Annotated in this window: 12 protein-coding genes; all 12 read left to right on the top strand. The window is 67.6% G+C overall.

The window, feature by feature from the left end; genetic code table 11:
* The first annotated feature begins 241 nt into the window (after window positions 1-241).
* The 12 genes from VGC47_06190 to VGC47_06135 all read left to right on the top strand — a co-directional run bounded on the left by VGC47_06190 (window position 242) and on the right by VGC47_06135 (window position 11,747).
* On the top strand, window positions 242-736 hold the full coding sequence (locus VGC47_06190) for a GNAT family N-acetyltransferase (GenBank protein ID HEX9854883.1): 495 nt from the start codon (window positions 242-244) through the stop codon (window positions 734-736).
* 11 nt (window positions 737-747) lie between these two features.
* Window positions 748-2,427: an NAD-dependent malic enzyme gene (locus tag VGC47_06185; protein HEX9854882.1), complete on the top strand. Its 1,680-nt coding sequence runs from the start codon at window positions 748-750 to the stop codon at window positions 2,425-2,427.
* A gap of 108 nt (window positions 2,428-2,535) precedes the next feature.
* A complete protein-coding gene (locus VGC47_06180; GenBank protein HEX9854881.1) occupies window positions 2,536-2,997 on the top strand; it encodes a prepilin-type N-terminal cleavage/methylation domain-containing protein in 462 nt (153 codons plus the stop codon).
* Window positions 2,998-3,039: 42 nt separating this feature from the next.
* Window positions 3,040-3,915 carry a MoxR family ATPase gene (locus tag VGC47_06175; protein ID HEX9854880.1) on the top strand — a complete coding sequence of 292 codons (876 nt, stop codon included), beginning with the start codon at window positions 3,040-3,042 and terminating at the stop codon, window positions 3,913-3,915.
* The gene (locus tag VGC47_06170; GenBank protein ID HEX9854879.1) at window positions 3,912-5,051 is read left to right on the top strand and encodes a VWA domain-containing protein; all 1,140 of its coding nucleotides are present in this window, start codon (window positions 3,912-3,914) and stop codon (window positions 5,049-5,051) included. Before VGC47_06175 ends, VGC47_06170 begins: the two co-directional genes overlap by 4 nt.
* Before the next feature lie 183 nt (window positions 5,052-5,234).
* The gene (locus VGC47_06165) at window positions 5,235-5,546 is read left to right on the top strand and encodes an XdhC family protein (protein ID HEX9854878.1); all 312 of its coding nucleotides are present in this window, start codon (window positions 5,235-5,237) and stop codon (window positions 5,544-5,546) included.
* Window positions 5,543-6,328, top strand: coding sequence for an XdhC family protein (locus VGC47_06160; protein ID HEX9854877.1), 786 nt, complete (start codon window positions 5,543-5,545; stop codon window positions 6,326-6,328). Before VGC47_06165 ends, VGC47_06160 begins: the two co-directional genes overlap by 4 nt.
* A gap of 83 nt (window positions 6,329-6,411) precedes the next feature.
* A complete protein-coding gene (locus VGC47_06155; protein ID HEX9854876.1) occupies window positions 6,412-6,825 on the top strand; it encodes a VOC family protein in 414 nt (137 codons plus the stop codon).
* A gap of 21 nt (window positions 6,826-6,846) precedes the next feature.
* The gene (speB, locus tag VGC47_06150; protein ID HEX9854875.1) at window positions 6,847-7,824 is read left to right on the top strand and encodes an agmatinase; all 978 of its coding nucleotides are present in this window, start codon (window positions 6,847-6,849) and stop codon (window positions 7,822-7,824) included.
* Between the two features lie 149 nt (window positions 7,825-7,973).
* The gene (locus VGC47_06145) at window positions 7,974-8,888 is read left to right on the top strand and encodes a xanthine dehydrogenase family protein subunit M (GenBank protein HEX9854874.1); all 915 of its coding nucleotides are present in this window, start codon (window positions 7,974-7,976) and stop codon (window positions 8,886-8,888) included.
* A 14-nt stretch (window positions 8,889-8,902) separates the two neighbouring features.
* On the top strand, window positions 8,903-9,373 hold the full coding sequence (locus VGC47_06140) for a (2Fe-2S)-binding protein (protein ID HEX9854873.1): 471 nt from the start codon (window positions 8,903-8,905) through the stop codon (window positions 9,371-9,373).
* A 13-nt stretch (window positions 9,374-9,386) separates the two neighbouring features.
* Window positions 9,387-11,747, top strand: a complete 2,361-nt coding sequence (locus VGC47_06135) for an aerobic carbon-monoxide dehydrogenase large subunit (GenBank protein HEX9854872.1) — start codon at window positions 9,387-9,389, stop codon at window positions 11,745-11,747.
* Window positions 11,748-11,752 lie beyond the last annotated feature (5 nt).

Here is an 11,752-nt window from a genome sequence, read left to right as displayed (position 1 = left end):
CGGTACCTCCAAAATCTCGTCAACCGGCTCGTCAACTGGCTCGTCCGCTGGCAAGCCTATCGGGCTTCGATCTCGCGTTCCGGCGTCCCGGTGTCGCACATGTGCGATGGAGGTACGCAAGAGCGGAAGGTGCAGGACCCGTTCTCGTTCCGGCGTCCCGGTGTCGCACATATGCGATGGAGGTACGCAAGAGCGGAGGGGTGGGATATCGTCTGGGCGAGGAGGGAGCCTCGTGGGAGACGTGACGATCGAGAGAGTCGACGATGCGGCCGGGTTCGCCGTCGTCGCCCAGCTCATGACCGAGTACGTGGCGTGGCTGCCGTTCGAGCTGTGCTTCCAGGACTTCGACGCAGAGGTTGCCCGCCTCCCCGAGATGTTCGGGCCGCCCGGTGGAGCCGCGTACGTGGCCAGGCTCGAAGGCATCCAAGCCGGCGTCGTCGGCTACCGGGCACTCGACGAGGGAATCGCCGAGCTGAAGCGCATGTGGGTGCGACCCGTGGCCCGCGGCCACCGCATCGGCAGGCTCCTGGCGGAGCGAGCGATCGGAGACGCTGCCGCGACCGGCTTCCGGGCGATGCGGCTCGACACCGTCGCCCCCGCGATGGGAGGCGCCATCGACCTCTACGAGTCCCTTGGTTTCGTCGATATCGAGCCCTACTACGGAAACCCGCTCGACGGAGCCCGTTTCATGGAGCTGTCGCTGGCGACGTGGCGCGCCGCGGCGCCCTCGCAATAGTCTGAAGCCCTATGGCCGACCCACCCCTTCCCGTCGTCAGCATCTCTCTCACGGGATCCGCCCTCGTGAAGGATCCCCTCCTCAACAAGGGGACTGCGTTCTCGCGCGAGGAGCGAGAGACGTTCGGATTGCTCGGAATGCTGCCGGATCACGTCAGCACGATGCAAGAGCAGATGCTCCGGGTACGCGATCAGTTCGACCGCAAGCCGTCGGACATGGAGAGGAACATCTATCTGAACAGCCTCCTCGACCGGAACGAGACGCTGTTCCACCGGTTCGCACTCGAGAATCTCGAGGTGATCGTCCCGATCATGTACACGCCGACCGTGGCGTACGCCTGTCGACACTGGTCGCGGATCTATCGGAGGGCCCGCGGTGTCTACCTGACACCGCGGGACCGTGGTCGCATGGTGGACGTGCTCAGCGCCCACCCGACCGGGGATCGCCCTGTGATCGTCGTCACAGACAACGAGAGGATCCTGGGCATCGGCGACCAGGGCGCCGGAGGCATGGGCATCCCGATCGGCAAGCTGGCGCTCTACACCGCCGGGGCGGGCATCCACCCGTCTCGTTGCCTCCCGATATCACTCGACGTCGGAACGAACAACGCCGAGTTGCTGGCCGATCCGCTGTATCTCGGGTACCGCGAGCCCCGCATCCGAGGCGAGGACTACGACTCCCTCGTCGATGAGTTCGTCGAAGCGGTCAGGCTCGTGTACCCGAGGGCGCTCGTGCAATGGGAGGACTTCGCCAATCTCAACAGCTTCGACATCCTGCAGCGCTACCGCGAGTCGATCCTGTCGTTCAACGACGACATCCAGGGCACGGCGGCGATCGTCACGGGTGGCCTGCAGGCGGTCGAGGCCCACACGGGTGTTCGCCTGCGTGATCACCGCATCGTCATCGTCGGCGCAGGATCCGCCGGCGTCGGGATCAGGGACCTGCTCGCCCTCGGCATGAAGGCCCAGGGGGCGACCGACGAGGACGTCGCCGCCCGCCTCTGGGTCCTCGACAGTCGCGGCCTGCTCGTGGACGGCCGAGGTTCCCTCACGCCGATGAAGCAGCGGGTGGCGGCGCCGCGCGCCGCCGTCGAGGCATGGCCCGTCGCCGATGAGCCGATCGGGCTCGTCGACGTCGTGCGCAACACCGAGGCGACGGTCATCATCGGTGTGTCGGGCGTTCCGGGCGTTTTCAGTGAAGACGCCATCCGGATGATGGCCAAGGCAACCGACCGGCCGATCGTGCTCCCGCTGTCGAACCCGACGAGCCACTCGGAGGCGATCCCGTCCGCCGTCGCCGAATGGTCCGATGGAGCCGCCATCGTGGCCACGGGAAGCCCTTTCGCCCCGGTGGCGCGCGGGAGCACGATCCAGGAGATCGGGCAGGCGAACAACGTGTTCGTCTTCCCAGGGATCGGCCTCGGGGCGCTCGCCGTGGGAGCGACCCAGGTGACGGACGCCATGCTGCTCGCGGCGGGCCGGGCGCTCGGGGGCGCCGTCGACCGCGAGGCGTTCGACAGCGGACGAGTCTTCCCGAACATCACCGCGGTGCGCGATGTCTCGAGGGCGGTCGCCCTCGCCGTTGCCCAGCAGGCAATCGCAGACGGTGTCGCAGAGCCGCAGAGCGATCTGGAGCAGCTCATCGAGCGGGACATGTGGTACCCCGTGTACCCGATCTACGAGAAGCGCTGAGGCGACCGGCCGCCACTGGCATGTCGCTCGACGCCGGGGCGTGCCCCAAGAACGCCTCAGGACGGCGCTCCATCACTCCGATACTCGTTCGTGCCAGGCGAAATGCACATGAAACGTATCTCATCCGAACAAGGCTTCACCCTCGTCGAGCTGCTCACCGTGGTGCTCATCATGGCCGTGCTCGTGGCGATCGCCATCCCGACGTTCGTGGGGCACGTGAATCAAGCGAGAGACACGAGCGCCAAGGGCGAGTTGCGCGACCTGCTCCCGGCGGTGAAGTCCGTCATCGCCGATCCCGACCCGTCGCTCGGGCTCGAGTCGAACGTCAAGGCCGTCTCGCCGAGCGCCCCCCTCGACAGCTCGGCGGTCGACGGCATCAAGCTGCAGGCCTCGCCGGACGACGACGTGTGCATGTGGCGGATCTCTGACAGCGGGAAGGTCTACGGCATCTGGGAGCCCGGTAGCGGCGTCGGCCTGGCGACGCTGTACGGCGAGTTCACCACGCTGCCTGCTGGCTGCCCGATCCTCGCCGATGCGCCCGACATCGGCTTCGCCGCCGAGCTCTGGTAGCGCGCCAGCCGATCTGCGGCACCGCCACTACCCTCGCCGCTTGTGATCCCCACCACCGTCGACGAGGTCCAAGCGGCGCTCGACCGCGAGCAGTACGTCGCCGACCGCGCGCTCGCAGTCGTCATCCATTTGGCCCTTCAGCTCGGTAGGCCGATATTCCTGGAGGGCGAGGCGGGTGTCGGAAAGACCGAGGTCGCCAAGGTCCTCTCCAAGGTGCTCGAGGAGGATCTCATCCGCCTGCAGTGCTACGAGGGCCTCGACGTCAGCCACGCTCTGTACGAATGGGACTACGCCAGGCAGATGCTCGCCATCAGACTCGCCGAGGCAGGTTCGCAGGCGACGGATGTCAAGGACATCATGAGCAGGGATTTCATTGTTGCCAGGCCGCTGCTGCAGGCGATCGAGCAGGGTGCGGAAGGCAAGCGCCCGGTGCTCCTGATCGACGAGCTCGACAGGGCGGACGAGGAGTTCGAGGCGTACCTGCTCGAGCTGCTGTCTGACTATCAGGTGACCATCCCCGAGGTCGAGACGGTCAAGGCCAAGCAGCCGCCGGTCGTCGTGATCACGTCGAACCGGACGAGGGAGATCCACGACGCCCTCAAGCGGCGGTGCCTGTACCACTGGATCGACTATCCGGACTTCGCCCGCGAGCTTGCGATACTGCGGCGCAAGGCTCCCGAGGTCCCGTCGCGGCTCGCCGAGCAGATCGCCAAGACGATGCAGCGGCTGCGGGCCATGGACCTGTTCAAGCCTCCAGGGGTTGCCGAGACGCTCGATTGGGCGGCAGCTCTCGGGGTGCTCGGCGCCACGGAGCTGACGCCGCAGGTCGTCACGGACACCCTCGGCGTCGTCCTCAAGTACCAGGAGGACGTCGATCACGTGCGGGCCAGCATCGGGCAGGCGCTCGAGTCGGTGTGAGCGAGACCTTCGCAGCCAACCTGGTCCATTTCGTCAGGTACCTGCGCGGCCGCGGCTTGACGGTGGTCCCGGCGACGGCGAGAGAGCTCGCCGCTGCCATCGACGTCGTCGGCCTCGATAGGAGAGACGACGTTCACGATGCTCTGCGCTCGCTCACCGTGGTTCGTCCCACCGAGCGCGAGGCGTTCGAGGATGCGTTCGCGCTGTTCTTCGGGCGCGGAGGCGCCGAGGTCCGGCCGCCCGAGGAGCTCGAGGTCCCCGTGCGGGTCACCCCGGATGCGCAGCTGCGCGCCTCGCTCCCGATCCTGTCGGCTCGCGCCGCCGGGCGCGACTCGTCCTCCGGTGAGGTCACGGAGATCGCAGGCGGGTCGTACACGGAGAGGCTGTCGCATCGCGATTTTCGCGATCTGGATACGGATGAGCGGGAGGAGGTGCGCAGGCTGATCGCCCGGATGCTGTGGCGAGCGGCCGACGCCCCGTCGCGGCGGTGGGTCTCCGCCAAGCAGGGAACCCGGCCCGACATGCGCCGCACCTTTCGCAACGCCGTGCGGCCCGAGGGCGACCTGATGCGGCTCGCCATGGCACGCCGCAGGCCGCGTCGCCGTCCCCTCGTGGTCATGGCCGACATCAGCGGGTCGATGGAGAGGTACACCGAGATGTTCCTGTACTTCATGCACGCCGCCCAGGGTCGCCTCGGGAGGGTCGAGGCATTCGTGTTCGCCACCAGGCTGAGCAGGATCACCCGGCCGTTGCGCCAGAAGCTTCCCGAGGTGGCCCTGCAGCAGATCTCCAAGTCGGTCAGCGACTGGTCGGGGGGCACCCGCATCGGTGAGGCGCTCGAGGAGTTCAACGACTACTGGAGCAGGCGCGTCACCCGGGGAGGCGCCATCGGCCTGATCATCTCCGACGGTTGGGACACCGGCGACCCGGCGCTGCTCGCCGCCGAGATGGCGCGGTTCTCGCGCACCATGCATCGAGTCGTGTGGCTCAATCCGCTCGCAGGACGGCCCGGGTTCGCCCCGGAGACCCGCGGTCTACAAGCCGCCCTTCCACACGTCGACCACTTCCTGGCAGCTGGTACGCTGAACGACTTGCGCGATGTGGTCAGGCTCCTCGACTCCGTCCCGGCCCGCTGACCGTTCTAGCGTCCCCGCGACGCGTCTGTGCGATGGAGGGACGCAGGAACGCATGGCGCGCCGGCCTCATCCGTTCTTGCGTCCCCGCGCCGCGTCTGTGCGATGGAGGGACGCCGGAACGGATAGCGCGTCGGCCTGGCGCCCGGTGAGTCGGCATAATGCGATCGAGGAGGCAGGAGAAACATGATCAGAGAAGCCCTCGACATCACCGATCGCTGGAAGGCGGAAGGCAAGGACGTCGCGGTCGCCACCGTCGTGCGTGTCCAGGGCTCGGCGCCTCGCCCAGAAGGATCGAAGTTCCTGGTGTCGTCGGACGGCGACATGGAGGGCTCGGTCTCCGGCGGTTGCGTCGAGAACGACGTCGCGCTGCACGCCAAGAGCGTCCTCGAGAGCGGTGAGCCAAAGCTCGTGACATACGGGATAGCCGACGAGGACGCCTTCGAGGTCGGGCTGACGTGTGGCGGGACGATCGACGTGTTCATCGAGAAGCTGTGAGCGACACTCTCGAAGCGATCCGCAAGCTGACCACCGACGAGCGGCTCGGCGCCGCCGTGACGATCGTGGCCGGAGCCGGGATCGGTGCCAAGGGGGTGCTCGACGCCGACGGCGCCTGGCTGGCGGGGTCGATCCCGGAGGACGTCGCCGACGACGTGGTCACCGACGCCGTCGAGTTGATGCTGCGCGAACAGAGCCGCACGCTGTCCTACGGCGAGCGCGACGTCTTCATCGAGACGATCGCCCCGCAACCTCGGATCATCGTCTTCGGCGCAGGCCACATCGCCCAGCCACTCGTGAGGATCGCCAGGGAGCTCGGGTACCGGGTGACGATCGCAGATGCTCGCAAGGCGTGGGCGACGCCCGAGCGGTTCCCCGACGTCGACGAGCTCATCGTCGGATGGCCCGACGCGGTCTTCGAGCGATACGAGCTCGACGGGCGCACCTACGTCGTGCTGCTCAGCCACGACGCCAGATTCGAGGACCCGGTGTTCCCGGCGATCCGCAATTCGCCGATTCGCTACATCGGCGCCCTCGGCAGCAGGCGCACGGCCACGCTGCGAGAGGAGCGGCTCATCGGCGAGGGTTGGGCCGCAGAGGAGATCGCCAGGATCCACGCACCCATCGGGATCGACATCGGGGCCGAGGAGCCCGCCGAGGTCGCCGTCGCCATCATGGCCGAGATCACCAGGGTGCGATACGGCCACGGCAGCGGTCTCTCGCTCAAGGGCCAGCAGGGCAGGGTGCACCCCCAGCGGGGCGACGAGCCAGGCACGACGTGACGGCCGGCGCCTCCGCCGACTGATCCCAACCCACCGCGACCGCGACGGCGATACGGTTGGGTCATCGAGAAAGGGAGCTGGCGATGCCGTCGACCGTGATACCCGCTCTGCGATACCGGGACGCCCACAAGGCCATCGACTTCCTCGTCGAGGCGTTCGGATTCGCCCGGCACGCCGTATATGAGAGCGAGGGCGGCGCGGTGGTCGAGCACGCCCAACTGACGCACGGAGCCGGCATGATCATGCTCGGCAGCGAACGGCCCGGCGAAGACGACTACGGACGCCACGTCACTGCCGGATCCGGGTCGAGCATCGGCATCTACGTGGTCGTCGACGACGTCGCAGCCCACGCCCAGCGCGCCAGGGCTGCCGGTGCCGAGATCGTGATGGACCCCGAGGAGCAGGACTACGGCGGCAGCAACTACACCTGCAAGGACTTGGAGGGCATCGTGTGGTCGTTCGGGAACTACGACCCGTGGGCGGAAGCATCCGGCTGATCGCCGCGTCAGAATGCCCGGGTGACCGACCCGTTCCAAGCCTCCGCCAACTACGCCTTCGCATCGAGGTCCTCGTACGCCGGGGTTCCCGCTCGCCCCCTCGACGACCTCGGGGACGCCGGCGTCGTCATCATCGGGGCCCCCTTCGATTGGGGGACGAGCTATCGCCCGGGAGCCCGTTTCGGGCCCAGGGCGATCCGGGGGGCCGACTACCTTCCGTACGACGGGTCGAGGCCCCACCTGCCGACGGGGATCGACCCGCTCCGGGTGCTTCGGGTCGTCGACGCCGGCGACGTCGACCTCGTGGCTGGTGACGTCGAGCAGAGCCTCGGCCGCATCGTCACCGCCGTCGAGACGATCAGCAGGCACGGGGCCGTGCCGGTCGTGCTCGGCGGTGACCACACGATCACATACGCCAACGCAACGGGTGTCGCCAGAGCGAGAGGCGATGGCACCTTCGCCCTCGTCCACTTCGACGCCCACGCCGACACGGGCCAGCCCCATGCCGGCCTGTACGGGCACGGCACCCCGATGCGCCGGCTCATCGAGTCGGGGGCCGTGCCGGGACGGCGGTTCGTCCAGATCGGGTTGCGCGGGTACTGGCCCGAGCCCGAGACCGTTGCGTGGATGCGAGAGCAGGAGATGCGCTCGTTCATGATGAGCGAGATCGTCGACCGAGGGCTGGATGCCGTCGTCGACGACGCCATCGCCCACGCTTCGGGCGACGCCGGCGGCGTGTTCGTCTCGGTCGACATCGACGTCGTCGATCCGGGCATGGCGCCCGGCACCGGCACGCCCGAGCCGGGCGGGATCCTCGCCAGAGAGCTCCTCGACACGCTCAGGAGGCTCGGGCGGCAGCTCGAGGTGATCGGCGCCGATGTCGTGGAGGTGTCGCCGCCGTACGACGGACCTGGGGAGATCACCGCCCACCTTGCCAACCGGGCGGTCTTGGAGCTCCTCAACGGCATGGCCGAGCGTACGACCGAGGCCGGCTCGTGACGGGCCGTCGAGGTCGCCCCGACGTCGAATCTCGGCGCCGGAACCACCGGGCACGCTCATGACGTAGCTTCTAGTGTTCGGAAGAGCGGGGGGCGGGAGCGCCGCGGGCGCGACCGATCGGATCTGCGCGGCGACGGCGGGAGGTGTCCATGTACCCGAGGGCGTTCGACTACATCGCTCCGGAGACGAAAGAGGAAGTACTCGACGTCCTCGCCGAGCGGGGAGATGAGGTCAAGATCCTGGCAGGCGGCCAGAGCTTGATCCCGATGATGAAGCTGCGCCTCGCCTCCCCGGCGACCCTGGTGGACATCAACCGGCTCCAAGGGTTGGACGCCGTCGACGTCGTCGACGGGCACCTCAGGATCCAGGCGCTCGCCAGGCACGCCGACGTCGCCAAGTCGGACGTCGTCAAGTCGGAGAACGGCGCCATGGCATCGGCCGCCCCGTGGATCGCAGATCCGATCGTCCGCAACCGCGGAACGCTGTGCGGCTCCGTTGCCCACCACGACCCGGAGGGCGACTGGGCGTCCGTGATGCTCGCCGTGGGTGCGGAGGTGGTCGCCGAGTCGAAGGCAGGAGAGGTCCATTACCACCCGGGCGCCGACGGCACCAGGCACAGCGGGGGCACCAGAGTGATCCCCATCTCCGAGTTCCTCGTCGACATGTTCACCACGTCGCTGCACCCATCCGAGCTGCTGACCGAGGTGCGCGTCCCGCGGTACGAGCGTGGCGGCGGCAACTACCAGAAGCTCGAGCGCAAGGTCGGCGACTATGCAACCGTCGGCGTCGCCACCCACCTCGAGCTCGACGCAGCCGGGAAGATCTCGAAGGCGGGGATCGCGCTCACGTCGGTGCACCCCTACAACCTCGAGGTGGTGGCGGCAGAGCAAGTGCTCGTCGGCGAGTCGCCGAGCACGGAGCTGTTCGCCGAAGCAGCGCAGATCGCCAAGGGGGCGTGCAGTCCCAGCTCGGACGTCCGCGGGTCCGAGGCATACAAGAGAGACGTCGTCAGGGTGTTCGTCGAGCGTGGTCTGGCGGCTTCGCTGGCCGAGGCGCAAGGCTGAGAGGGAGGCGCCACATGGAGATCACAGTCAACGTCAACGGCACCGACTACACACGAGACGTCGAGCCGAGGCGACTGCTCGTCGACTTCATCAGGAGCGATCTCGACCTCACCGGCACGCACATCGGTTGCGACACGACCAGTTGCGGGGTCTGCACGATCCTCGTCGACGGTACCCCGATGAAGTCGTGCACGATGTTCGCGGTGCAGGCGAACGGTGCGTCGCTCACGACGGTGGAGGGGCTCAAGAAGGACGGGCAGCTCCACCCGATCCAGGCGGCGTTCAAGGAGGAGCACGGCCTGCAATGCGGGTTCTGCACTCCTGCGATGATGCTGGTCGGCACGGCACTCCTGGCGGAGAATCCCGACCCCAGCGAGGACGACATCCGCTGGGCGATCTCGGGGAATCTGTGCCGCTGCACCGGATACATGAACATCGTCAAGTCGATCCAGGTCGCGGCGCAATCGATGGCTGCGTCGAGCTGAGGAGGCCAACCGAATGACCACCACCGAGCACAAGACCACGACGGCCCCCGAAGTCGGCGGCGTCGGCCACAGCGTCAAGCGGATCGAGGACGACAGGTTCATCCAGGGTGCCGGAAACTACCTCGACGACATCGAGCTGCCTGGAATGCTGCACATGGCGATCGTGCGGAGTCCGCTGGCCCACGCCACGATCAAGTCGATCGACACGACCGCCGCCAGCGCCGTGGAGGGCGTCGTCGCCGTCGTGACCGGCGAGCTCCTGGCCGGCTACAACCTGGCGTGGATGCCGACGCTCTCCGGCGACACGCAGGCAGTCCTCGCCACCGACAAGGTGCGCTTCCAGGGCCAGGAGGTGGCCGCCGTCATCGCCACCGACCCGTACGTCGCCCGTGACGCCGCCGAGCTCGTCGACGTCGACTACGACCCCCTCCCGGCCGTCGTCAACCCGATGCGAGGTCTCGAGGCCGATGCCCCGGTGATCCGCGACGACAAGGAGGACAAGACCGACAACGTCGCCTACGAGTGGGAGTCCGGTGACGCCGCCGCCACCGACGAGGCGTTCGCCCGCGCCGACAGGGTCATCGCCCTCGAGACGTTCTACCCACGGTCGCACCCGGCGCCCCTCGAAACGTGCGGCGTCGTCGCCGACGTGAGCCCGGCAGACGGGGCGGCGACGATCTACATGACCTCGCAGGCTCCTCACGCCATTCGGACCGTGTTCGCGCTCGTCACCGGCCTGCCCGAGCAGAAGATCCGCATCATCTCGCCGGACATCGGAGGCGGGTTCGGGAACAAGGTGCCGGTATACCCCGGGTACGTCGTGGCCACCGCGGCCTCGCTCGTCATCGGTAAGCCCGTGAAGTGGGTCGAGAGCCGCACCGAGAACCTCATCTCGACCGGCTTCGCGCGCGACTACTACATGAAGGGCGAACTGGCGGTCACCAACGAGGGCAAGATCCTCGGGCTCAAGGTCGACATGCTCTCCGACCAGGGCGCCTTCTTCTCGGATGCGCAACCGTCCAAGTTCCGGGCGGGCCTCTTCCACATCGTCACCGGGTCCTACGACTATCCGGCGGCGTACGTGAAGACGAAGGGCGTCTACACGAACAAAGCCCCCGGCGGGGTCGCCTATCGGTGCTCGTTCCGGGTGACCGAGGCCTCCTATCTCATCGAACGTCTCGTGCAGAACGCCGCGTACGAGTTGGACATGGACCCGGCCGACTTCAGGGTCAAGAACTTCATCCAGCCCGGCCAGTTCCCGTACACGTCGCCGACCGGTTTCGTCTACGACTCGGGCGACTACGAGAAGGCCCTCGACGTCGCCAAGGAGATGGTCGGATACGACGCCCTCCGCAAGGAGCAGGAGGAGGCCCGCAAGGAAGGCCGCTACATCGGCATCGGGATGGCGTCGTTCACGGAGGTGGTGGGCGCCGGTCCTTCACGTGACTTCGACATCCTCGGTCTGAAGATGTTCGACTCGGCGGAGCTTCGCATCCACCCGACCGGCAAGGCCATCCTCAAGCTCGGCACGAAGACGCAGGGGCAGGGCCACTACACCACGTACGGCCAGATCGTCGCAGAAGAGCTCGGGATCCCGTTCAGCGACGTGAAGGTCGTCGAGGGCGACACCGACAACACGCCGTACGGGCTCGGCACCTACGCATCCCGGTCGACGCCGACGTCCGGCGCGGCGACGTCGATGGCGTCCCGCAAGATCCGGGAGAAGGCGAAGAAGATCGCAGCTCACCTCCTCGAAGTGTCGGAGGACGACCTGGAGTGGGAGACCGGCAAGTTCTTCGTCAAGGGCTCACCGGACTCGTCCGTGACGATCCAGGACATCGCCTTCGCGGCGTACACGAACCATCCGCTCGGAATGGAGGCGGGCCTCGAGGGCGTCCACTACTACGACCCGCCGAACATGACGTACCCGTTCGGCACGTACATCGTCGTTGTCGAGGTCGACCCGGGCACGGGGGTGTGGAAGGTGTTGCGCATGGTCGCCGTCGACGACTGCGGCGTGCGGATCAACCCGATGATCGTGGAGGGGCAGATCCACGGAGGCCTGGCGGAGGGTTTCGCCATGTCGAACATGCAGTGGATCACCTTCGATGACGAGGGCAACTGCATCGGGTCGAACTTCATGGACTACCTGGTCCCGACGGCGTGGGAGACGCCCCGGTTCGAGCTCGGCGCCACGGTGACGCCGTCGCCGCACCACCCGATCGGCGCCAAGGGAGTGGGCGAGTCGGCCACCGTGGGTTCGCCGGCGGCATACGTGAACGCCGTCATCGACGCTCTCCGGCCGTTCGGCGTGAAGAACATCGACATGCCGGTTCTGCCGGACAGGGTGTGGGCGGCCATCCAGGAGGGGTGACACCG

This window comes from Acidimicrobiia bacterium (genome assembly GCA_036396535.1).
GTDB lineage: Bacteria > Actinomycetota > Acidimicrobiia > Spongiisociales > UBA5794 > DASWKR01.
This window is presented reverse-complemented; position numbering and strand designations above follow the sequence as displayed.